The sequence below is a fragment of the Litoreibacter halocynthiae genome (genome assembly GCF_004365635.1).
GTDB lineage: Bacteria > Pseudomonadota > Alphaproteobacteria > Rhodobacterales > Rhodobacteraceae > Litoreibacter > Litoreibacter halocynthiae.
Map to the genome: position 1 here is coordinate 803,930 of NZ_SOBH01000002.1, position 23,390 is coordinate 827,319.

Here is a 23,390-nt window from a genome sequence, read left to right on the forward strand (position 1 = left end):
CAATACCCCCTCGAGCGCGCTCATATTCAGTAAACGGAATGGATGTGGAGCGCCCGATGGATATTAACCGCAGACTGCTTATTGCCGGACTCGGAGGAGTTGTCGCGTGCGGACTTCCTCGCACTTCTCTGGCTGCTACGTCAGCCAAAATCGGAGACATGGAAATTCTAAGCGTTAGTGATGGCAATCTGGTTTTGCCCGGCGCAATGTTCTTTGACGGGCTTCCACAGAAGGAAGTCGATAGCATTATCACCCCCCTGAACATTTCAAAGAACCAAGTTGAGCCACCTTGCAACGTCACACTCCTGCGCTACGACGACCGTGTGGTTTTATTCGACGCAGGCTCTGGTGACGGCTTCATGCCATCTGCGGGCGCTTTGATTGATAGTCTCGACGCGATCGGCGTAGCTCCGGATGATGTAACGCATCTGGTATTCACACATGGCCACCCCGACCATCTTTGGGGCGTCCTTGACGATTTTGATGATCCGGTGTTCACCGAAGCCGAACACATGATGGGGCAAACTGAATGGGACTACTGGACCGACCCCGAGACCGTTAACTCCATCGGAGAGGCCCGCGCGTCCTTCGCGGTGGGAGCGGCGCGCAGGCTCGAAGCGATCGAAGATCGTATGACGTTTTTCGGCGACGGCGAAGAAATCTTACCCGGCATCATGACGCATGCCAGCTTTGGCCACACACCCGGTCACATGTCGTTCGAAGTCCGCTCGGGGAGCGAAGCGCTTCTCATCGGCGGGGACGCTATTGGCAATCATCACATTGCGTTCGCCCGGCCAGATTGGCCAAGCGGATCCGATCAGGATCCGGGCTTAGGCGCTGTGACCCGAGCGCGCCTGCTCGACAAACTATCTCATGACAAGATCACCCTACTGGGCTTCCATCTTCCGAATGGTGGTATCGGGCAGGTCGAACGTCAGGACACCGGATATCGTTTCATAACCGAGGACATGTAATGAGGAATGCACTTTTACTGGCCGTTTTTGCGTGCGCAGGTGCGGCGCATGCAAGCGAAGACATCGCGGATAAATACCCAAACTCCCTACTTTACAATAAGCCCGTCGAGGTGATCCCCGGCGTTTTTTCTGCCATCGGAGCCACCGCTCCGCCGACCTACGAAAACTCCGGCCATAACAACAACCTGAGCTTTATCATCACGGGCGATGGCGTGGTCGTCGTGAACGGTGGGGCTGCTTATTCCCTAGCCAAGGCGCTCCATGACGAAATCCGCGCGATAACCGACCAACCCGTCAAATTGGTGTTCAACGAAAACGGACAGGGACATGCCGTACTCGGTAACAATTACTGGACTGAGCAAGGTATTCCCGTGGTTGCCCACCAAGAAGCTGCGGACGTGGTCGAGGAATATGGCGGATCCATTCTTGAGGGAATGAAACGGTATAATCGCGACAAAGCCGAGGGCACCAAAGTGCAAGGCCCAACAGTGACCTTTGAAGACGAGTATATTGTCGACATGGGCGATTTCCACATCGAAGCCCGTTATCTTGGCCCAGCGCACAGTCCGGGCGATATCGTGATTTGGCTGCCAGAGCAAAGCTTGGTCATCGCCGGTGACATGGCCTTCCACGAGCGGATGCTGCCCATTTTCGAGGACACATATACCGCTGACTGGTTGGAAACTTGGGACACCGAATTCGAGGCCCTTGGCGCGACCTATGTCATACCGGGTCATGGACACCCCACCAACATGGATCAGGTGCGCCGCTACACCAAAGGCTATCTGGAATATCTGCGTGGTGAGGTCGGCGAATTGATCGAGAACGGCGGTGGCCTTGCGGAAGCGTATTATGTCGACCAGTCACCCTATGCCAATCTCGATACGTTCGAAGAGCTTGCGACCAAGAATGCCGGTCGCGTTTTCGAGCAAATGGAGTTCGAATAAACAGCCTTAGGCTGCAACAGCAGCACGGCGCGATATGCGGCCCATCACAAGGTGGGTCGCCATTGCGCCGACCCACATGAAGAACACAGCTACCCACGCGGTAATCGCGAAGACTGCGCCTCCCGACATACCAGCACCAACGGCGCAGCCACCTGCGAGCATGCTTCCGAACCCCATCAAGGTCGCTCCAGCCAGATAACGCTCCATCGGCGTGTCCGGCCCGAACCGTTCAATGTGCGCCTCGCGGGTTAAAATGGCCATGGTCATCGACCCGACGAAAACACCCGGCACCAAGCCTACTCCAAAACCAAGCGGCAGTTCCGTGCTATTGACCAATCCCATCAGTGTATCCGTCGACGGGCCCGTGAAAGTGACAGAGGAAATGGTGACAACTTCGAAAGACGCTTGAGATATCGCGTAAGTGAACAACCACCCCAAACCGACAGCGCTACCAACGATTGCAGCCGCAATGGCATGGCTGGTCTGCACGTGAGAGCGCCGGGCCAACCAGAGTGCGAACGCTAAGGCAACCGCGGCAATGATCGCGGCGATAATCGACGACAGGCCCAGTTGACTCAGTAGATTTCGCGCTTCGCCTCCGGGCACAAGCCATAGCGCCGCAAGAGCCTCTCGTGCGGGTGAGAGGGCACCTCTCAACGACGCCTGCGCGACAAGAGTTAGGACAAGCCCCGTGATAATTGCGCGCAGGTTCCCCGTCGCGGACAGGACCAGCAACCGGCTTGCACACCCGCGCGCAAGGATCATTCCACAACCGAACATCAGACCACCAATAATCGCGCCAGACATGCTGCCGGTCGCCGCAAGCTGTCGCGATTCAGACACGTCGAGAATACCCGCAGCGATGCTCAGCTGCACAAACAAAACCCCCGCACTGAACGCGATAAGCCAGATCGAAATGCGGGGCCCGAGACCGCCCTCTGACAACTCAACACTGGCAGCCCTGAGACAAAATCGGGAATGCTGCGCGGATGCCCCGAAGATGATACCAACCAATGCTCCGGCCAGCATCAAAACGCCTCCGTCACCAAATTGGTCGATCAAACTTTCAAGCATTCGTCTTACCTTTGCTTTCGCAGGCTAGAAAGACTGGACGAGCGATTTCAGTTACTGCGCTGCCAAAGGCATGCGGGCAAGCTCACACTGAGACCACAGGGATCCCAAAGCACCGATCAAGCGATCTACATCCCCTTGGCTATGCACTGGTGAGGGTGTGATCCGTAGCCGCTCGGTTCCTTTCGGAACAGTGGGGTAGTTAATCGGCTGAATGTAAATTCCATGATCCTGAAGCAGCAAATCAGAGATGTATTTGCACTTCACCGGGTCACCAACCATCACTGGAATGATATGGCTCGGGTTTTCTGTATGCGGAATCCCAAGCGAATCCAGACGTGCTCGGACCTCGGAAACACGGCTTTGGTGCTGTTCTCGTTCTGCGGTGGACGACTTCAGGTGGCGGATCGAGACCGCCGCGCCCGCTGCAACTGCAGGAGGGAGCGCGGTCGTGAAAATAAAGCCACTAGCAAAGCTGCGAACGAAATCGCACAGATCCGCAGACGCCGCGATGTAACCACCAACAACGCCGAATGCTTTCCCAAGTGTACCCTCAATGACAGTGATCCGCTCCATGAGGCCTTCACGCTCAGCAATCCCGCCGCCGCGCGGACCATAAAGGCCAACTGCGTGAACTTCGTCGAGATAGGTCATAGCGTTGTATTTGTCCGCGAGGTCGCAAATCTCTTTGATCGGTGCAATGTCTCCATCCATCGAGTAGACGCTTTCGAACGCAATCATCTTGGGCTGGTTCAACGGAAGAGACGCCAATTTGGCCTCCAGATCGTTCAAGTCATTATGCTTCCAGATCATCCGCTCTGCCTGCGAGTGGCGAATGCCTTCGATCATTGAGGCGTGGTTCAACGCATCCGACAGAACAACACAGCCCGGAATCTTGCCCGCAAGCGTGCCAAGCGCGGCCCAGTTGGACACATAACCGGATGTAAACAATAGCGCATCTTCTTTGCCGTGAAGATCGGCCAGTTCCGCCTCCAGCTGGACGTGATCATGGGTTGTTCCGGATATGTTACGCGTCCCGCCCGCGCCTGCGCCGCAACGGTCCAAGGCATCATGCATCGCCTCAAGAACAGCCGGATGCTGCCCCATGCCAAGATAATCATTCGAACACCAGATCGTCACAGGTGTGGTATCGCCACCGTCATGCGCTTGGGCATGGGGGAAGTCGCCGCATTGGCGTTCCAGTTCGGCAAACACACGGTAGTTTCCGTCGTCGCGCAATTGATCCAGGCTGGCGGCAAAGAAGTCTTGATAGTTCATTGTTACTGCAAAGCCTCTTTAACGATTTCATCCAAAAGCGCCTGCACTTCCTGCATCGGTCCTTCTGGGAACGTCTTGTAGCCAATCATGACCTCGCCTTGTTGATCTGCAACAAAGATACCGTACGGGCAGAAGGCAATATTCATCGGATCAGCTTCCATTACCTTGCGCGACAATTGAGCAGAGCAGAACTGGAAGATGTCAGCGCCATCAAAGAGCTTCACGTCACTGCCGACATCTTCTGCCGTACGGTTGAGCATGTCACCAGTGTGGCTCACCCAATCTATAACCAACCCACGCCCGACGATTGCGCTTTCGACAGCGAATGTCGCATCCCCGAAGTCACCCTCGAACGGATAGGTTACGGCGTGGCCATCAGCCAATGCTGGTGCCGAGAAAAGGGCAAATGCCCCAGCTATCACTAATTTCTTCATGAGAGTTCCTCCTGTCGCGTGGTTCATCGAACCACAAACTTGCGGCGCGGGCCTTGACCTAGATCATGCCCACGCCCTTGATTTAGCCGAACATGTCGGCGGTGATACCTGCGTACCACCCTTCAGATTCTTCGTATGTCGCTTTGCGGGTCGCGCTATCTTCACCCGTAGCGGAAATGAAGCCATCCACCTTGGCGATTTTCTCGTCGGTCGCCTCGTAGGTAGCGCCAACTTTCACGCCATCATCAGTGTCGATCAAGGACCAGCAGGTGTTGGAGAATTTGGCTGGAAATACCTTCGAGCCAGTAAGTGCTCCACGTACCGCATTTGCGCAGACCTTAGCTTGGGAATTCGCTGAGAAGCCGGATTTTGGCATGTCGCCCTGCTGGCTTGAATCCCCAAGGACATAGACATCAGCATCCGCTTTTGTGCTCATATCCGCTGCGTTTACTGGGGCCCAGTTGCCATCGGTGACACCTGCAAGCTCCGCAATGCGGCCGGCCTTCATCGCCGGAATTACATTGCAAGCGTCTACTTTGGTTTCTTCTCCATCAATGGTGATCGTCATCGCATTTGGATCAACGGAAACATTTCCGCCCCCGAAATCAGAGCCGATCCAATCAACCATTCCTGCGTAGTGGTTTGCCCATCCTTCTTGGAACAAGGCTTGTTTAGAAAACTTGTCTTTTGGATCAGCCACTATGATTTTCGCAGTTGGATTGTTGGCCTTCAACACATGCGCGACCATCGAAATTCGCTCGTAGGGTCCAGGAGGGCATCGATAAGGATTCGGAGGGGCCACCATCGCAAATGTGCCACCCTCGGGCATCGCCATGACTTGGGCTTTGAGAAGTTCTGTTTGGGAGCCGCCTTTATATGCATGCGGCATCGCGTTTTGCGCGGCAATGCTCCAGCCTTCAACGGCACCTTCGACAAAGTCGATCCCGGGACTCAAGACCAGTTTGTCGTAAGGTAGTTTTGAACCACCTGCGAGAGTGACCGTTTTGCTGTCCCGATCTACGTTAACAGCCCAATCGTGCACGACGTTAATGCCATATTTGGCGGCCAGCGTTCCGTAAGTGTGACCCAAGTCATCAATGTCCTTGAAGCCACCTAGATACAGGTTTGAAAAGAAGCATGTGAAGTAGGTGCGCGTGGGTTCAACCAAGGTCACATCGATCTCGCCTTTGCTATCTTTGGCAAGATATTTGGCTACGGTCGCGCCGCCCGCGCCACCGCCGATTACAACCACGCGAGGCTTGCCGTGACCATCAGCAAGAACCGCCGGTGAGCTCAGTGATGCCATCGCAGCAGCACTGCTTCCCATAAAAATGCGTCTGTTAAGTTTCATGTTTTTTCCTCCCAGAAAATGGCCTCTTTAATCGAGGTCCTTAAAATACGCAGCAAGCGCGGCGATTTCGTCATTGTTCAAACGGCCTGCCATCATTTGCATCACTGGATGCGGGCGAAGCTTGCGCTTGTAAGCGTGCATTGCGACCACAAAATCCTCTTCAGGCCATTGAGTGATCGACGGAATGCCCTCCGCACTTCCATCGGCCTGATGGCATGTCAAACACTCGTTGGACAGATACTCACCATATTCAGGGTCGCCCTGAAGCGCTAGAATTTCAGGGTCCAAATCGTGATCTGTTGCGCGCGCTGTCGGCTCAGCTTCAGGCAGGTTTGACGGGTTGTCAGAGAAGTCCCGGAGGTAGGCCATCAAATTTGCTCGGTCGTCCGGGTTCTTTATCCCGCGAAAGCTCATCCGTGTTTTGGACACAAGCGCGCGGGGATTTTCGATATAGGCGTCTAGCGTCTCTGCGGTCCAAGTAAGGCCGTCCACACCTGCACGCTGCATAGACTTCGAATACGCAAACCCCTCATGGGCACCTGCGCGGCGACCGAAGATGCCATTGAGATGTGGTCCAATGCGATCCTCGGCACTGGCGCCAATCTGGTGACATCCCTTGCATTTGGAGAAAAGCGTTTCACCCGCATCAGCGTCACCGATTTCTTCCGCCAAACTTGCCCCAGCAACGAAGCTGGCTGCAAGGGCTGACTTCAAGAACGGCGTGCTGCGCATAGTCAGTTACCTATACTGGTCAAATACGCAGTAATCGCCACTAGGTCTTTTTCTTTTCTAAGCCCCGCAAAGCTCATCTTCGTACCCTTGATGTAAGACTTTGGTTTCGCAAGAAATTCCGCCAGCGCCTCGTCGGTCCAGACAAGCCCCTCATCAGCCTTGGCAATCAATGCTTTGGAATACTTGAACCCCTCCACAGAACCCGCGGCTTTACCAACGATCCCGTTCAAAATCGGGCCTGTTTTATTCTTTGCACCTTCCCCCACCTGATGACAGGCTTTGCACTTTTTGAAGACCTTTTCACCGGCAGCTACCAATTCAGGATCAAGCGCTGCCACTTCTTCCGCTGCCACTTCTTCAACCTTGGCTTCTTCTACCACCTCGGTTTCTTTGACGGCTTCCGGCTCAGCACTGGTTATGTCATCACCACCTTCATCGGGCGTGACGTCCAGAACCATGGCGCGCATGGTTACTTTCACGTCTTCTTTGCAATTCTCCATGCAAGGCTCGCCAACCCACTTGGAATGCTCCGTTTCAATACGGTCATCCACAATGAACCCGTCATGGTTTGGCAAGACGACATCTTCGAATGTCTCATTTGACAGAACAAATTCATCATCAACCAGATCGTTGGAGTACAAAATGTAAGCCACGATTGCGTAAACCTCATCCGGCTCAAGCGTTTGCGCATTCCCAAAAGGCATGGAGCGGTTTACATAGTCCCACGTGGTGGACAGGTATGGCCAATAGCTACCGACAGTTTTCAATGGATCATCGTCAGCCAGTGTGCCCGCACCACCTGCGAGCTTGGGCCAGTTTCCAACACCTTCGGCGAAGTCCCCGTGACACACAGCACATTGCTCCGCGAACACCTCTTCACCGGTGAGCACATCGCCGGAACCAACAGGCAAGCCGGTACCGTCAGGACTAACATCCTTGTCCCATGCTGCAATTTCTTCCGGCAGGGCGGCGCGTCCTAGACCAAAAGTCTCCGCTGCAACCGGGCTTGAGATGAGCGCAAGCGCCGTTGCTACCTTAAGAAACTTCGACATTTTCCGCCTCCCCGCTGGAGCGCACCAACCAAGTCTGGATGCAATTGTTGTGATAGATCGAGTTCAAGCCACGCACTTCACGCAACTGGCTCTTAGTTGGTTGAACATAGCCCGTATCATCCATCGCGCGCGACTGGAGCATCATCTCCTCGCCGTCCCAATCCGTGTCGAGATAGAAGCGCGTCAACGCCATTTTCTCTCCGGGTTTTGCGAGGCGGGCCGTTTCCCACGTTTTGCCGCCATCTTTCGACACGTCTACGCGGGTGATTGCACCCCGGCCCGACCAAGCCAGACCCGTGATCACAAGAGGGCCCTTGCCATGCGTAATGGGCGACTGTGGGCTGGGCGAGGTTACAACGGACTTCGCATCCATTTCCCATGTCCACTTACGTGACGTGCCATCTTCCAGCGTATCCGTATATTTCGATGTCTCCTCACGGCTTTCAACCGGCGCGTCAGTAACTTCGATACGGCGGATCCATTTGACCCACATGTTACCTTCCCAACCAGGGACGACCAACCGAACCGGATAACCGTGTTCTTTGCGCAGCGCCTCGCCGTTAGCTTTGAACGCAACCAGCACGTCATCCAGCGCCTTTTCCATTGGAATAGAGCGCCCGTTCGACGACGCATCCGCGCCCTCGACGTAAACCCATTTGCCTGCCGTGTCGTACCCGGCCTCTTCCAACAACGTGCGCAGCGGCACGCCAGTGTATTCCATGTTGTGGATCATACCGTGGGTGAACTGTGCACCGTTCAACTGCGCCCCTGCCCATTCCATGCCCGTATTCGCAGCACATTCGCAGAAATAGACGTGGTTCTCGCGTGGGAACCTTTCCAAATCGGCATAGGTAAAGACCAAAGGACGGTCCACCAAACCGTTGATCATCAGGCGGTAGTCTTCCTTCTTGAGTTCGATCGCCCCCGAATGGTGACGCTCGAACGCGCAACCTTGCGGTGTAATCGTGCCATCCAGAGCGTGGATCGGCGTGAAGTTGATGGAGCTGATCGTGTCAGCGGTAAGCCATTCGACATTCCGGCGGACCACGTCGCTCTCATATTGGATCGGCAACCCATATGGCGTTTCATCAACCCCGTCACCAAGACCGGAAGCCCATGGCTGAACCTCGGTGATTAACGGGTCGGGTGTTGCAGCACTTGCTTTTCCAGCCGCGAGGCTGACCCCGGACAGGGCCGCTCCCTTAAGGAAGGCGCGGCGGGAATTACCGGTCGTTTTTTGTGTCATCTCTTTGCCTTTCTAGTTGGGTCGCTTACGCACCAACCACCTGAACGCTGTTGTTCGGATCAACTGTAACTGTGCCTTGTTGGCGAATGTGGTTTTCCACGACGTCCCAAATCTGAGGACCCTCGGTGCCCTCATTCACAGAAGCCCAGCCGGCAACCTGATAGGTCTTTGCCGGGTCAATCATTTCGCCGGTCTTCAGCAACGTCATTTCCGTAATGCGTTCGCCTTGCGGCTTTGTCACATCAATGCGGTAACCAAGCCCGCCAGTGCGGACCATATCGCCGCCCTGCTGATAATATGGATCGGGGTTAAAGAGGTTGTCGGCCACATCTTCCATGATCACATGCAAGAACTCACCCGTCATTTCAGAACGGTAAGCCGCGCCATAGGTCATCGACGTGACGTTCCAGATGTCCTCACGTGTGATGTCTTGACCAGGCAGAAGCGACGGCCCCCAACGCACACCCGGGCTCAGGGCGATGTCGGCTTCGCGCTCCGAGATCAAAGCATCGCAGATAACATCATCCCACGTTCCGTTGAAATTACCGCGACGATATAACAGCGACGCAGTTTGTCCGATCACTTCGGAAAGCTCTTCCTCGTATGGCGCACGTTGCTCGTCGATAACTGCCGCAACATCAGCATCCGGCGTGATAACATCCGAGAAGATCGGGATAAGCTTGTGACGGAAGCCCATCATGCGACCATCACGAACGTCCAGATCGACGCGAGACACGAATTTTCCGTTTGATCCCGATGCTACAATGATTGTCTCACCAACCAACACAGGCTCAGGTAGGGCGTCATGCGTGTGGCCTGACAGGATCACGTCGATGCCAGTCACAATTCCGGCCATCTTCTTGTCTACATCAAAACCGTTATGGCTTAGGCAGACGACCAACTCGGCACCCGCCGCGCGTACTTCGTCGACCATAGATTGCATGTTCTCATCACGGATACCGAAGGCATATTCGGGGAACATCCAACCGGGGTTCGCGATCGGCATGTAAGGGAAGGCTTGCCCGATGACCGCGATTTTCACGCCGCCACGCTCGAAGAATTTATAAGGCGGGAACAGTTCTGCAGGTTCGTCCCACTCCGCGTCAAAGATGTTTTGCCCTAGGGCCGCAAAAGGCAAACCTTCGACGATTTCGTTTACGCGGTCGGAGCCAAGTGTGAACTCCCAGTGGAAAGTCATCGCGTCAGGCTTCAGCGCGTTCATCACATTGACCATATCTTGGCCTTCGGTGTGATAGCAGGTGTAGGAGCCGTGCCACGTGTCGCCACCGTCCAATAACAGAGCATCAGGGCGATCAGATCGGATTTGATTGATTACCGTTGCGACACGGTCCAAGCCACCGACGCGGCCATACCCTGCGGCTAAAGCCGAGAAATCACCCGAACTCAGCGCATAATGCGACGGGCTGCCATCTTCGACCTCATACAGTTTCCGGAAATCGGCACCCGTGACATGTGGAACCTTTCCGCGATTGTCACCCACGCCAATGTTAATGGAAGGCTCGCGGAAATAGAGCGGCTTCAGCTGCGCGTGAATGTCTGTCACGTGGATCAACGATACGTTTCCAAACGTATCGAACTGCAAGAGCTGGTCTTGTGTCAGCGATTGCTGCGCTGCCAAGCGCCCCCAATTACCATAGCTGGATGCTCCGAGAATGGCACTTGCTGCCATGCTTGTTTGAAGAAAATCACGCCGTGAAATCATTTGGGGCTGTCCCTATGCCTAGCATACATGCTGATTTTTGAATGTTTTGACGAGAAGAATGCCCCGTACCGATCATTCAGTACGGGGCAGACTTGTTAGTTAGTTGCGAACGGACGGCCCTTCGACCGACAAGCCGTTCCCACGCGAAGCAACATACAACTCGAGTGCCACAAACTCTGGGCTTCCGGGGCTGTAGGTTTCAGCACGCGTATCGCGGATACAACCTTTGAACCGATCATGGATCGAGTTCAGCTTGGTGTTCTTCAAACGGTAAGTTGGGAAACCGTTGATTTGGCCTTGGCTAAGGTGATCCGCACGGATCATCAGACCATAGCTATCTTCGTGACAATTCGCACACGACAACTCAAGTTGCCCTGTACGTGTGTAGTACAACTCTTTGCCCTGTTCCCAAGTCGCTTGGGCTGGACCGTCGATTGCCACGTTTACAGTGTTCCCGCGCGAAACTGAGGCAAGCAATGCGGTCATGTTGACCATCTCGCCGCCGTTGTACTTCCACTTCTCGGCACCCATGCGGTTTTCACGGCAATCGTTGACTTGCATCTCAAGCGTGAAGACCTCTTCCGCCGCATCGTTCCACTTGGGGAATGTTGGGCGGACCTCGGACATGTCCGAAGATGCACCATGACAGTCAGCGCAGGATTTACCCTCGGAGCCGTCCGCTGTGTTCCAGACGTCCTCAGCTTGTTCGACAAAGATCATGCCCGGGTTATCGAAGTCATCGGCCTGCATGGCTCGCGTTTCAGTACCGCGAAACAGCCAGCCCGACATCACTTCGTCAAGCGCATCCGACACATGTGCCGGAGCTTTTGTGCGTGTGACGAGTGTGGTTTCGCCATTGATGATCAAAGAGTCATCCACAGGATCTGCCACAGCAACAGACGCCATAGTTCCTGCTATTATTAGGGCGCTCAGCGCACCTCTTAGATTGGTCATATTCATCCCTCCCTGATGTTGCGACGCTCAGCCAATGGCAATTTTCTTGCTCTCTTCATAGACAGAGCCGTCGTCGTCATACCAAGTAAATTTGAACTCGCCAGCTTCCGGCACGGTTGCCGCGAATTCCAGATATGGGTTGGTAGAAATCGCCGGCTCAAGCGTCACGTCGATGACGTTCTCGCCGTTAAAATCACATGTGAAGCGATTGATGATCGACCGTGGGATCAGATTGCCATCGTCATCTTTGCGTTGACCAGACTCCATCTTGTGGCTGATCAGGGTCTTGATTGTGATAGCTTCGCCAGCAGCTGCCTTCTTAGGCACCTTGACGCGGGGTTTTACACCTTTTGCCATTTTAGAGTTCTCCTTGAGATACCTTAGCCGCCGCAGCCGCCGATTGTGACTTTGACCGTGCTAGACGCTTTCGCAAACGTACCGTCGGGCATTTTAGCGATAGCAACGACGTCCTGAGTACCCGCGAGCCGGATGCGGGTAGACGCGGTTTGCGATGCAGCCAGCGCACCAAATTTAAAGGTCGCGACCGCTGGGGTTGGATTGCCGGTGGCTAGAACCAAAATCTCGGCAGCGCCCGGAGCGGACACCTCGACCGGAACAGTATTCCCGTTCTCAGCGATTTCCGGTGCGGTCAGGGTGATCCCTGAATCTGCCATTTCAGCACCGCCTGTGAAGGTGGCGATAGCATCATCCGCCAAAGAAGCGGATGCGCGTAGCGGCAGGCCCAGTGCCACGAAGGCTCCTGCGCCCATGACCATGGCGTTTCGTCTTGTCAGTTTCATTGATTAAGCTCCTGAGCTTGATCCTTTTGAAAAGGATTGATCATTCTTTGAGAGTGGAAAGGTAGGCCACCACGTCTTCGATTTGCTGAGCAGAAAGAAGCGGGCCGAATGTGTCGTCGGCCGCCTTACCTGTGTAGGCGTTACCCGGGCGGATGAAGCCCTCGGTCTTGTAGAACGAAGGCATCATCGAGTCTTCGAACATGATTTTTGCGTTCGCGACAATGCCGCGAAGCTCAGCCTCGGACCAACGATCGCCAGCACCATCAAGCGCAGGGCCGATTTCACCTTGGAAAGGTACGTCCGCAAGATCTGAAACCTGATGACAGGCCACGCAGTTACCTTGCTTTTTATCGCCGACAATCTCGCTGCCGTTTGCCGGATCACCAGCAACGCCTGTCAGCGATTGCGAGACCGCGCCGTCTTCGAAGCTAACAGCAGTTGGTGCAATTTCAGCCGCGCCCAAAGCGGTGGCTGAGACAGCGGCTGCTATCGTTGTAAGTATGGAAATTCTCATGCGTCCTCCCGTAACACATTCAATTTTTTATATACCATAGGACACGCCTTCGTGAACGAGCAAGGGTAAATTCGAATTTGCGAATACAACTCTTGCCAAAGGGTGCCTTAGTCCGTCGTTCCGTCTTGCCGTTCTTGAATTCGGCGCGCGTGATAACGCTGGAAATCTTCATCGGAATCAAGCTCGTAGCGCTTTTCATTGACCCATGTGAACATATCCAGCGTCGTACCGACACCGAACGCACCCGGCATCACCGCCACCGCCGCAGCTTGGGCCGATTGGCCGTCGTCGACCTCCTCGGGCATGAACAGAATCGATGGGGTGAACAGAAGCCCCCATTTTCGGGCCGCCGCTTTTTCCGTGAGGACCTCACCATCAAAATCCGTAACTTCCGTGTCACCATGCAAGTTCAGTTGAACAACGAAGAAGTTGTCACGAATGTAGCTGGAAACCACTTCACGCGGATAAACTTCCTTGTGCATCTTGGTGCAATAGATGCAGCCCCTTTGCTCCATAAACAATGCCAACCGCTTTCCTTCGGCATTGGCCTCGCCAAGGTCTTCGCGCAAGTCTTTGAACGTGTCGCGCATCCAATCGGCTTTATGCAGACCATCGTCGCCAAGCTCTGCTGCGGTTGACGGTAGTGCGAAAAAGACCGCCGTCACGGCCATCCAAATACATCTCATCTGCTTGTCTCCTCCTTATATGCCCTGAAACACAGGGAAGGTATTTAACATCCATTCTGCGATACGGTTAACACTGTCAGTAGCAATAAGCGCTGCAAACAGGATCATGAGTAACCCCATTGCCTTTTCCACCTTCGGCAGGTGTTTGCGGAAGCGTGACGCGAACCGCAAGAATGGCCCGATAAAGAGAGAGGCGACCATAAATGGTGCCGTCATCGCAAAGCCGAACACCAGCAACAGTAGCAACCCCTCAAAGGCAGTCGACTCTGTGCTTGCGGTGAACACGACGGCTGTCAAAACACCACCTACGCACGGGGTCCAGCCAGCTGCGAATGCAAATCCGACGACATAGGCACCAAGAACCGACATATTTTTCGTGTCGCCCGCATCCATCTGAAAAACGCGGTTCAAAAAGCCAATCCGCAACACCCCGAGAAAATGCAGCCCCATGATTAGCACGACGGTAGCAGCAAACAGGCGAAACTCCGTCTGCATTCCTCGGAAGGTTTGACTCAACCCATATGCGGCTGCGCCCAACAGGACAAACACAGTGATGATCCCCAAAGAAAACATCACCGATGCTAGGAACGCGCGTCGCCGGACACCCGGGGCCATTTCACCCTCGGCGCTAATTTCCGACATCGACGCACCCGCCATATAGCTCAGGTAGAAAGGTACGATCGGCAAAACGCAGGGCGAGAAAAAGACAATCAGCCCCCCCGCCAAAGCTCCAAGAATAGTGACGTCAAACATAGTGGGAGCCCCAATGGTTGCATGTCTTACATATTCAAGTTATTGTATGTTTTAGCAATTGGTCAACTGGAACCGCCATGACCGCTGTTCGTTTCTACTTTCTCAGCGCTTTGCTCTCCGGAGTATTCGCAATCTCCGCACACGCCGCTCAACTCGTGATGGTCGAGCAAGACGGATGTCATTGGTGCGCCCAGTGGAACAATGAGATTGCTCCAGCTTACCCAAATACAACTGAAGGTCAGCGCGCTCCGTTAAGACGTGTCGATCTCCGTGATCTTCCAGATGATATCGTATTCACCTCGAAACCCGTTTTCACCCCAACCTTTGTGCTGGTCGAAGATGGCAAGGAGCTGGCGCGGCTAGAGGGCTATGCTGGCGATCAATTTTTCTGGTTTCTACTCGGCAAAATGCTTGATGCACATCCAGATGCAACACAGGCAAATCAGTGACCCGTCTAGGTGACCGATATAGCGCAGCGCCCGACTTCTTGGGGCCAGTGGATTGCCACATGCAGCTTTCAGCATGTAAAGGAATCCCAAAATGCTGAATAGCGATAGTTCCATGAGCCTGCCTGTCATCACCAAGAATATGTCCGACGAAGACATTGAGAGAATGATGGATAGCGCCTGCACAGCCTCTAATTTCCTCAAAGCGATTAGTCACGAAGGTCGGCTGATGATTTTGTGTCATCTCGCCACTGGTGAAAAATCGGTGACCGAGCTGGAAGAACTACTATCCGCCCGTCAAGCAGCTGTATCTCAGCAGCTCTCGCGTCTGCGCAGCGAAGGCTTGGTATCCCCGCGGCGCGATGGCAAGGCGATCTATTACAGTTTGACAGATCGCCGCGCCGTTCAGATACTCGACGTGGTCTACGACCTTTTCTGTCAGAATAAGTAAGACCCGTGTTCGAGGCTCTTAGGTGAGAGCATTGGGGAGGACGATTGCTAGACAATATTTCAGATGCTTGGCTGCTAACCTTTTTTGGGTTCGCTGGAGGCATGGTGTTGGGCCTTGCTGCTCGACTAGGCCGCTTCTGCACACTGGGCGCAATTGAAGACTTTCTCTACCAGGACAGCTCGATCAGACTTCGCATGTGGGTGCTCGCCATTGCAGTAGCAGGCTTGGGGAGCTTTACTTTGGTGGCATTGGGACATCTAGACCTTGCCCAGACAGTCTATCAAATTTCGCCCTGGTCTCCTGCGGCCAGCGTTGTCGGTGGGCTTCTCTTTGGTTACGGAATGTCGCTTGCCGGCAACTGCGGCTTTGGCGCGCTCGCTCGGTTCGGTGGTGGCGACTTGCGATCCTTCGTGATTGTTCTGGTGATGGGCATTTCTGCTTACGCGATGCTGTCAGGTCCATTTGCAACAGCCCGTGTTGCGTTCATTGACAGCACAACGATACCGGTCGAAAGCCATGGATACGCTGGGCTGATATCGTCTTTAAGCGGCCTGTCCACGGCGTTTATTGGCCTAATGCTGACTTCGGGAATTGGACTATTGGCACTGAGTTCTCGCAGTTTCCTTAAAGATACAAAATCCATTGCTTGGGCGTGTCTTGCCGGACTCGCCATCGCAAGCGGCTGGGCTGGGACACAATGGGTCGCCTCAACAGGTTTCAGCACAGCACCCGTAATTAGCCATACCTTCACCGCACCGCTCGGCGAAACTCTGATCTTCTTGATGACGTCAAGCGGGGGTGGTCTCTCTTTTTCCGTCGGATCGGTCTTTGGTGTTTTGACAGGGGCATTCTGTGGAAGCCTGATTAAGGGGCATTTCAGGTGGGAAGCCTGCGATGATCCGCGCGAACTCAAGCGTCAGTTTCTCGGAGCAATGTGCATGGGGTTCGGCGCTGTCTTGGCAGTTGGGTGTACCATCGGTCAGGGAATCTCGGCGTTTTCGGTTTTGGCCTTTAGCGCACCGATCACATTTACCGCAATATTCGCTGGGGCAGCCCTTGGGTTGCGACAACTCATTACCGGTTTCGCTTGGTCTTCCTAGCCTACCCTGGTCATTGTCATGCACCGCGCCGATACGTTTTAGGAATGTGCAAAACATCGTCGATTGAAACGATGTCTTTCGGACCAAACCACCGCCAAGTTCGTTTCATCGAATTTCCAGACTGCTATCTACAACTCCAAGTTTATGGTATTTAGAATGACGCAAGAGGGGACAGAAACCATGAAACTTGATGGCGTTACCATCCTTATCGGCACGACAAAGGGGGCCTTCCTGGCGTTAGGTGGCGCTGATAGATCTGGCTGGACGGTCAAAGGACCCTTTTGCGATGGTTGGCCGATTAACCACCTAGCCGGCGACTCCGAACGTGGGGTTCTCTGGGCGGGTGGCGGCGGTGAGTGGTCGGGCGCGGGCGTCTGGTGCTCCACCGACGAAGGCGAAAGCTGGAACGTCACAAGGTTAACCAAAGGCACGATGGACGATTGGGCTGCAAACGACCCCGAGTTCGCGAAAATGATCGGCTGGACGGACACGCCGCTGCCCTTCGCTGAACAGTTCTCTCAGATTTGGTCTTTGGGCTATGCACATGGCAAACTGTATGCGGGTACGAAACCTGCCAACCTTCTCGTGAGCAACGACGATGGAAAAACATGGGCTGCAATGCAGGAGCTCACAAATCACGAGTCCGCGGAAAGTTGGAATCCCGGTGCCGCAGGGCTGGTTCTCCATACGATCGTGTCTGACCCGCAAAACCCGCAGAAGCTTTGGGTCGGAATTTCAGCCGCTGGCGTATTCGCCACCGAAGACGGCGGCAAGACTTGGGAACGGCGCAACCGCCTGTCCAATGTGGAAGCGTGTGTTCATGTTGATCACCCTGCTGCGCCGCGTGATGGCGAAACAGGCCACTGCGTTCACAATATGATGCGAGCACCGGGGAAAGATGATCTGCTGTATCAGCAAAATCACCATGGCGTTTGGCGGTCTGGTGACGGTGGGCGCAGCTGGGATGATATCACCACAGGGCTACCCTCGACCTTCGGGTTTCCAATCCGCATCCACCCTCGCGATCCGAACATGATTTGGACCCTACCTCTCAACGGCGACAGTGCGGGGCGCTTCCCGCCGGATGCTGCGGCTGCCGTTTGGCGGTCAAAAGACGGTGGGGACAGCTGGCAAGCCATGCGAAACGGGCTTCCTCAAGAAAGCTGCTTTTTCACAGTTCTGCGTCAAGCCATGGCAGGCGATACACAAGACCCTGCAGGTCTTTATTTCGGCACGAATAGCGGGTCCGTATTTGCCAGCCTCGATGAAGGTGAAAATTGGCAGGAGGTCGTGCGGCACTTGCCGACAATTTTGGCTGTTGAAGTTTTCGAGAACACTTAGTGTCTCAATCCAGTCAATGAAAATCTCTGCTTGGGAACAGTCTTTTGGCCTGATCACGAGGATGCATTGCGCGAGGTTGTTGCGTTGGGCGACGTGGGGCATCGTCAGCCTGCGGTTGCGTGACGCCAACAGCGGCCTCCAACGGATGCCCCAGATCGGTAAGACGGTAAGACATGTCTTCAATCTCTTGTGCAATCAAGTGAACGACAATGCCTTCGCGCTGCAAATATCCTGTCACACGCAAAAGCCGTCCCCCCATAACAATGCGCCGAAACCGTTCGTAAACTTTACGCCAGACAACAACATTGGAAACACCGCTTTCATCTTCCAACGTCAGGAAGATTACACCCGAAGCGGTGCCGGGGCGTTGGCGTGTAATGACAAGACCGCAAACACTGATGCGCTGTAGCGGTGCCGTGATCAACTGATCATGCGGCGTCAAACCGGGCATCGAAGGGCGCAAAAGCTCCATCGGATGGGCCTTCAAGGTCAGGCGCATGGAGACGTAATCCTCCACCACCTCTTCGCCCAGATGCATCGCCGGAAGCTCCACCATCGGCTCGTTGATACTCTCTCCGTCAATCGGATCGTTGAACAACGGCAGCGAATTCTGACTGCGGATCGCCTTCACCAGCCAAAGCGCATCGCGGCGAGTCAGCCCCATGTCAGAGAACGCATCCGCCTCGGCCAACCGCTCCAGCACCGAAGGTGCCACACCGGCACGCAGCCAAACAGCCTCAGGATCGCGATAGCCGTTACCCCGCGCGGACACGATCCAGCCCGCGTCTTCTTCCTTGAAACCTTTGATCTGTCGAAACCCAAGTCGCAACGTCAGCGTCCCGTCTGCCCTGCGTTCCAGACTGTTGTCCCAACCGCTGGAATTCACACAAATCGGACGCACTTCTACCTGATGCTCCCGAACATCCCGCACAATCTGCGCAGGGGCATAAAACCCCATAGGTTGCGAATTGAGCAAGGCGCAGGCAAAAACCGCCGGATGGTGGCATTTGAGCCAAGCCGACACATAGGCCAGCATGGCGAAGGCGGCGGCATGGCTTTCGGGGAAGCCATAATCCGCAAAACCCTCGACTTGACTGAAACACCGCTCGGCCACCTCGGGGCTATAGCCGTTCTTCAGCATTCCGTTGATAAACTTTTCCTTAAACTTGCTGATTGTCCCCATACGCCGGAACGATGCGATAGAACGGCGCAACTGGTCAGCCTCCTCCGCTGTGAACCCAGCACCGACCACTGCGATCTGCATCGCTTGTTCTTGAAACAACGGTACGCCGAGCGTGCGCTTCGTCACCTCCTCCAAGGCTGGCCCAAACGGCTCCGCTTTCTCAAGACCTTGTCGCCGCCGAATATAAGGTTGCACCATGCCCCCCTGAATTGGGCCGGGACGGACGATGGCGACCTCAATCACCAAATCATAGAAAGTTTTCGGCTTCATTCGCGGCAGGAAATTCATCTGCGCGCGGCTCTCCACCTGAAACACACCTATAGCATCGGCATTTTGCAGCATCTGGTAAGTTGATGTGTCTTCTTGTGGCACCGTGGCTATATCAAGCCTCTGGTGTTCATGCTCATCCATCAACTCGAAGGCTTTGCGGATACAGCTGAGCATCCCCAGCCCCAATATATCAACCTTGAGAATACCCAGTGTGTCGATGTCGTCCTTGTCCCACTCGATCACCGTGCGGTCTTCCATGGCCGCGTTCTCGATAGGACACAGTTCGTCCAGCCGTCCCTTTGTGATAACGAAGCCGCCCACATGCTGGGACAAGTGGCGGGGAAAGCCGATAATCTCCCCGATCAGCCGGATGGTTTGCGCAAGACGACGATCGGTAGGATCAAGGCCAAGTTCTTTGATCCGTTCTGGGTCCGCCCCGCCGTTTGACATGCCCCAAATCTGACTTGAAAGGCTCGCAGTCACATCTTGAGACAGCCCCATGACTTTTCCCACCTCTCGGATAGCTGCGCGAGACCGGAAATGAATCACCGTAGCGCATAGCCCCGCGCGGTGGCGGCCGTATTTTTCATAAATCCACTGGATCACTTCTTCGCGCCGCTCATGTTCGAAATCCACGTCGATATCCGGTGGCTCGCCGCGGTATTTCGACACAAAGCGCTCAAACACCATAGCGATTTGATCAGGTGAAACGTCTGTGATGCCCAGCAGATAACACAGGATAGAATTAGCTGCTGAGCCACGACCCTGACAGAGGATGCCAACAGAACGTGCGTATTGAACAATGTCGTAGACCGTCAGGAAATACGCGGCAAAGCCAAGCTCCGCCACCAGCTTCAACTCCTTCTCCATCAGCTTGTGGACCCGTTCCGATGGCTGGCTACGGTATCGACGTCTCAAGCCCTCATGCGCCAAACGCTTCAACCGTTCCAACGGCGTTTCCGTTTCGGATATCTCGTCTGGGTACTCGTAGCTTAACTCGCTCAGGCAGAAGCTGCATCGCGCGGTGATCTCCAGAGTTCGGCGTAAAACGGCAGGATGATTGCAGAACAACCGCGCCATATCTGCGTAGCCTTTCAGGCGGCGCTCAGAATTAGGCAAGGCACGCGTACCGATCTGGTCGATAGTGATGTGCTCTCGCATACAAGTTAGCACATCGGCCAGCTGCTTGCGGCTGCCATGGTGCATCAAGACATCCCCCACCGCCACCATTGGGGCAGAAGTCCTCAGCGCTAGCCCTGCACACGCATTAAAATAGGTCTGATCCGATCCATCATAACGTGGAACTGCACCGAGAAAGACGTGACCAGGAAATTGTCTCTGAACCCGCTGGATATGCACGGTCGCTATTCTCAATGCCCTTTGCGGCAAGGCGATCAGCGTCATACCGCTGCAAGCCTTTAGCACATCAGCAAGGTCGAGATGGCACTCTCCCTTCTCAGCGCGCTGCTTGCCGAGAGTTAGCAATCGGGTCAGGCGTTGATAGGCCGCCTTGTCACGAGGCAACGCCACCCACTCCACGGAACTGTCACGAAGCACAAGGCGACACCCGATGATCAATTTGGGCAGATGAGGAACATTAGGTCGCGGAATATCGTCCGGGTGCCCGACTTGCTGTCGCGAGGAGGAATCTATCCGATGTTGAGACCGAATTTTGACGACCTCACCCGCCTCCCGCTTCAACTGCTTTAGCGCCGAATAAGCCCGCACCACCCCTGCCAGTGAATTCCGGTCTGTTATGGCAACAGCCGCAAGACCAAGCTCCGCGGCGCGGGTCATGATCTCCTCAGGGTGCGAGGCTCCTGTGAGGAACGTGAAGTTGGTGGTGACGCACAACTCGGCATAGCTGCTTTGCACAGCGCTTGGTTGACGTGTTTCGCGAACAGGATCAGTCACACAAATTCCCCTTGCGCAAACCAGCCGGGATTTTGCGGTGTATAATAAAGCCAGAGCCGCCGCCCCTGCCGTGTTTCGACATGCCAATAATCACGCACGCCTGAGCGCCAGTTATCATCCTCCAACCACCACTCAGGCGTGATCCGCTCCGGTCCTGTTGCCCGTGCTGTGGACAATGACATCCTGCGCCATCGAAACTGCTTTGGCGGCTGAGCCCCTACGCCCGCAATGGGTTCCGGCGGGAAAAGGCTTAACGGGCGTGGGCGCAACGCGACCCATGGACCTTCGGGTTCAGAATAGGCCGCCGGAGCAACCAGAAAGCTCCGTTCGGGGATATGGCTGTCAGCGGGCAGAACGCGTTGGATATTTTCCAACCCGATCCGCGTCCCGAGACGGGAAATCAGGTCTTCCAACTGATCCTTCCGAGAGGAGGTGACCGAACTGATCTGTTGCGCTGGCAAGGGTAGAACTTGCGTCGCTTCCAACCGCATCTGGTCTATGCCAAAGCCCGCATCCACATCCGCGACACCCCGCTCGAAAAGTGGCAAGATACGCTGCGGGTCGCGCAAAGGGCGGGCAAGGCGCAGTTCCACGACCTGCGCTTCCTGATCGACCCGTCGCAAAGTCAGACACAAAATTCGAGCGCCCGCTTCACGCGTCTTGAGCTTGGCGCATAGGCTATCCAGCAGACGAGACGTACCAGCCATCACGTCATCATGCAGCCCGATAGGATCAGGCAACGTAATTCGCACGCCATAATGGGGAGGGTCCGCCAGCGGGGTAATCTGCTCGGGTTGGCGACCAAGGGCTTGGTCCAGCCGCATCATCAACCCCGGCCCGAACCGCCGCGTCAACGGCGCCCGAGGTGACCCGGCCAGATCGGAAATTGTGCGCAAACCCAAACGCTGCAAAGCGGTTACGGTTTTGTCTTCCAGCCGCAGCGCCATTACAGGCAACGGCCCCAATGCGTCCAAGGTGCGACCTGTTTCAGCCAGCCCTTCGCCGTAATGCGCCAGCCCCCACGCCGCCCCGCGTGTATCCGCAAATCCGATCTGCACCGAGAACCCAGCTTTGCTTAGTCGCTGGCGCATATCGGTCACCATCATCGCCTCGCCACCAAAAAGATGCGCAGCACCGGTAATATCAAGCACCAGACCGTCCGCACCTTCCAGCCCGACCCACGGGCAATAGCGGGTCGCCCATCGGCGTAGCACATTTAAAAATCGCTCATCTCCGATTGGATCTGCCGGGCGACTTTGCAGATCGGGGCAAAAAGCCCGCGCATCGGAATAGGCCATCCCGCGATGTAAGCCCTGTCGCTCGGCCTCTGCGTTTAAGCAATAAATGCGGTTGGCGTTGCTTTGTTTGAACGTGAGGACAAACGGCCCGTCAATCGGACGCATCCGGAGATCCCGGTCACTTGAGAGCCGGGGAAACCACATTGAGACGACGCGACGTTGTATTCCATCGAACATGCCAGACACCTAATGTTCCTGATTTGTTCTTTGTAATTTCCCAACGTTGTAGAGTCGAGTCGTCCCGATCGAAAACTGGCGTGCAATGCCAACGCGTCTCAGCGGCATTACTCCCCATCCCTTCCGGGATACGACAAAGTCCGATAGTTTTCCCCGCCTTCGCCGCAAGCTGCAATCGCCGCCCTTCGGTTAAGCCCAAAGGCTCTCCCAGTTCCATGACGACGAGTGACAAGTGTCCATCCCGCAAAGCATCTTCCATCACGGCCAGCCCTTCAGCCTGATCTTTGACCTGTGCAATCAAAAACTTCGAAGGATCAACATACGCACTTAATCCTATCGGGTTTAAAATCTCCGGTCGCCACCTCTCGCGAATCCAGAAAACATCGCCTCCCGCTTGAGCTGCAGCAACAGCGGCAAAGCTCAGCGAACCAGGTCCATAAACCTCATGAACGCGCGCCTTTCGCAACGGAAAATATGTGACCAAATCAGATGTCATTCCAACAAAACTATACCGAACCTATCGTGTTTCAAAGGGTACTCGGTCAGGTCACTGATCTCCATCTAAGCCCGCGATTCCCCTCTCTCTTAAACAAACGCAAATGGAAGGCAGGCAGTTTGAGCCGTTGGGAAAGGGCAAAAGCAACAGGATCGGAAGAAAGCTTGGTAAGGCCGAAGAGTGCAGCCCTTTGCGTTCG

23 protein-coding genes are annotated in these 23,390 nt (G+C 54.9%); 6 read left to right on the forward strand and 17 right to left on the reverse strand.

Annotated elements, in window-relative coordinates; all coding sequences use genetic code 11:
- The first annotated feature begins 158 nt into the window (after window positions 1–158).
- Together BDE40_RS11340 and BDE40_RS11345 are read left to right on the forward strand one after the other, a co-directional pair.
- Window positions 159–974, forward strand: coding sequence for an MBL fold metallo-hydrolase (locus tag BDE40_RS11340; protein WP_342775016.1), 816 nt, complete (start codon window positions 159–161; stop codon window positions 972–974).
- Entirely contained in the window at window positions 974–1,921 is a 948-nt protein-coding gene (locus BDE40_RS11345) for an MBL fold metallo-hydrolase (protein WP_134014633.1), read from the forward strand. Before BDE40_RS11340 ends, BDE40_RS11345 begins: the two co-directional genes overlap by 1 nt.
- A gap of 6 nt (window positions 1,922–1,927) precedes the next feature.
- Here the strand turns inward: BDE40_RS11345 and BDE40_RS11350 are convergent, their stop codons facing one another.
- The 14 genes from BDE40_RS11350 to BDE40_RS11415 all read right to left on the reverse strand — a co-directional run bounded on the left by BDE40_RS11350 (window position 1,928) and on the right by BDE40_RS11415 (window position 14,515).
- Window positions 1,928–2,995, reverse strand: coding sequence for a YeeE/YedE family protein (locus BDE40_RS11350; protein WP_134014634.1), 1,068 nt, complete (start codon window positions 2,993–2,995; stop codon window positions 1,928–1,930).
- 51 nt (window positions 2,996–3,046) lie between these two features.
- Window positions 3,047–4,270 (reverse strand): 5-aminolevulinate synthase, encoded by a 1,224-nt coding sequence (gene hemA, locus BDE40_RS11355; RefSeq protein ID WP_134014635.1) that lies wholly within the window; start codon window positions 4,268–4,270, stop codon window positions 3,047–3,049.
- A gap of 2 nt (window positions 4,271–4,272) precedes the next feature.
- Window positions 4,273–4,704: a DUF302 domain-containing protein gene (locus BDE40_RS11360; protein WP_134014636.1), complete on the reverse strand. Its 432-nt coding sequence runs from the start codon at window positions 4,702–4,704 to the stop codon at window positions 4,273–4,275.
- A gap of 82 nt (window positions 4,705–4,786) precedes the next feature.
- Window positions 4,787–6,055 carry an NAD(P)/FAD-dependent oxidoreductase gene (locus tag BDE40_RS11365; protein WP_134014637.1) on the reverse strand — a complete coding sequence of 423 codons (1,269 nt, stop codon included), beginning with the start codon at window positions 6,053–6,055 and terminating at the stop codon, window positions 4,787–4,789.
- 27 nt (window positions 6,056–6,082) lie between these two features.
- Window positions 6,083–6,787 (reverse strand): c-type cytochrome, encoded by a 705-nt coding sequence (locus BDE40_RS11370; RefSeq protein WP_134014638.1) that lies wholly within the window; start codon window positions 6,785–6,787, stop codon window positions 6,083–6,085.
- A gap of 2 nt (window positions 6,788–6,789) precedes the next feature.
- Window positions 6,790–7,839 carry a c-type cytochrome gene (locus BDE40_RS11375; RefSeq protein WP_134014639.1) on the reverse strand — a complete coding sequence of 350 codons (1,050 nt, stop codon included), beginning with the start codon at window positions 7,837–7,839 and terminating at the stop codon, window positions 6,790–6,792.
- Window positions 7,823–9,085: a sulfite dehydrogenase gene (gene soxC / locus BDE40_RS11380; protein WP_134014640.1), complete on the reverse strand. Its 1,263-nt coding sequence runs from the start codon at window positions 9,083–9,085 to the stop codon at window positions 7,823–7,825. Before soxC ends, BDE40_RS11375 begins: the two co-directional genes overlap by 17 nt.
- 25 nt (window positions 9,086–9,110) lie before the next feature.
- A complete protein-coding gene (gene soxB, locus BDE40_RS11385; protein ID WP_134014641.1) occupies window positions 9,111–10,808 on the reverse strand; it encodes a thiosulfohydrolase SoxB in 1,698 nt (565 codons plus the stop codon).
- Between the two features lie 99 nt (window positions 10,809–10,907).
- Entirely contained in the window at window positions 10,908–11,762 is an 855-nt protein-coding gene (soxA, locus tag BDE40_RS11390) for a sulfur oxidation c-type cytochrome SoxA (protein WP_134014642.1), read from the reverse strand.
- Between the two features lie 27 nt (window positions 11,763–11,789).
- Window positions 11,790–12,119 carry a thiosulfate oxidation carrier complex protein SoxZ gene (gene soxZ, locus BDE40_RS11395; RefSeq protein ID WP_073141900.1) on the reverse strand — a complete coding sequence of 110 codons (330 nt, stop codon included), beginning with the start codon at window positions 12,117–12,119 and terminating at the stop codon, window positions 11,790–11,792.
- Window positions 12,120–12,142: 23 nt separating this feature from the next.
- Window positions 12,143–12,562 carry a thiosulfate oxidation carrier protein SoxY gene (soxY, locus tag BDE40_RS11400; protein WP_134014643.1) on the reverse strand — a complete coding sequence of 140 codons (420 nt, stop codon included), beginning with the start codon at window positions 12,560–12,562 and terminating at the stop codon, window positions 12,143–12,145.
- A gap of 40 nt (window positions 12,563–12,602) precedes the next feature.
- A complete protein-coding gene (gene soxX, locus BDE40_RS11405; RefSeq protein ID WP_134014644.1) occupies window positions 12,603–13,076 on the reverse strand; it encodes a sulfur oxidation c-type cytochrome SoxX in 474 nt (157 codons plus the stop codon).
- A 107-nt stretch (window positions 13,077–13,183) separates the two neighbouring features.
- A complete protein-coding gene (locus BDE40_RS11410) occupies window positions 13,184–13,762 on the reverse strand; it encodes a thioredoxin family protein (protein ID WP_134014645.1) in 579 nt (192 codons plus the stop codon).
- A gap of 15 nt (window positions 13,763–13,777) precedes the next feature.
- The gene (locus tag BDE40_RS11415; RefSeq protein ID WP_073141891.1) at window positions 13,778–14,515 is read right to left on the reverse strand and encodes a cytochrome c biogenesis CcdA family protein; all 738 of its coding nucleotides are present in this window, start codon (window positions 14,513–14,515) and stop codon (window positions 13,778–13,780) included.
- 77 nt (window positions 14,516–14,592) lie between these two features.
- On the opposite strand from BDE40_RS11415, the gene BDE40_RS11420 reads away from it, so the two are divergent.
- The 4 genes from BDE40_RS11420 (at window position 14,593) to BDE40_RS11435 (ending at window position 17,853) form a co-directional block, all read left to right on the forward strand.
- A complete protein-coding gene (locus BDE40_RS11420; RefSeq protein WP_162848076.1) occupies window positions 14,593–14,964 on the forward strand; it encodes a hypothetical protein in 372 nt (123 codons plus the stop codon).
- 139 nt (window positions 14,965–15,103) lie between these two features.
- Window positions 15,104–15,412 carry an ArsR/SmtB family transcription factor gene (locus BDE40_RS11425; RefSeq protein ID WP_134014747.1) on the forward strand — a complete coding sequence of 103 codons (309 nt, stop codon included), beginning with the start codon at window positions 15,104–15,106 and terminating at the stop codon, window positions 15,410–15,412.
- Window positions 15,413–15,456: 44 nt separating this feature from the next.
- Entirely contained in the window at window positions 15,457–16,512 is a 1,056-nt protein-coding gene (locus tag BDE40_RS11430) for a YeeE/YedE family protein (protein ID WP_246030425.1), read from the forward strand.
- Between the two features lie 180 nt (window positions 16,513–16,692).
- A complete protein-coding gene (locus BDE40_RS11435; RefSeq protein ID WP_134014646.1) occupies window positions 16,693–17,853 on the forward strand; it encodes a WD40/YVTN/BNR-like repeat-containing protein in 1,161 nt (386 codons plus the stop codon).
- A gap of 13 nt (window positions 17,854–17,866) precedes the next feature.
- Here BDE40_RS11435 and BDE40_RS11440 read toward each other — a convergent pair whose 3' ends face one another.
- Genes BDE40_RS11440 through BDE40_RS11450 form a run of 3 tightly spaced genes read right to left on the reverse strand, consistent with a single transcriptional unit; the run spans window position 17,867 to window position 23,191 of the window.
- Complete coding sequence (locus BDE40_RS11440) at window positions 17,867–21,220, reverse strand: error-prone DNA polymerase (protein WP_246030426.1); 3,354 nt, start codon at window positions 21,218–21,220, stop codon at window positions 17,867–17,869.
- Window positions 21,217–22,695, reverse strand: a complete 1,479-nt coding sequence (locus BDE40_RS11445) for a Y-family DNA polymerase (protein ID WP_134014647.1) — start codon at window positions 22,693–22,695, stop codon at window positions 21,217–21,219. Before BDE40_RS11445 ends, BDE40_RS11440 begins: the two co-directional genes overlap by 4 nt.
- On the reverse strand, window positions 22,637–23,191 hold the full coding sequence (locus BDE40_RS11450) for an ImuA family protein (protein WP_134014648.1): 555 nt from the start codon (window positions 23,189–23,191) through the stop codon (window positions 22,637–22,639). The genes BDE40_RS11445 and BDE40_RS11450 overlap by 59 nt, the downstream gene beginning before the upstream one ends.
- Window positions 23,192–23,390 lie beyond the last annotated feature (199 nt).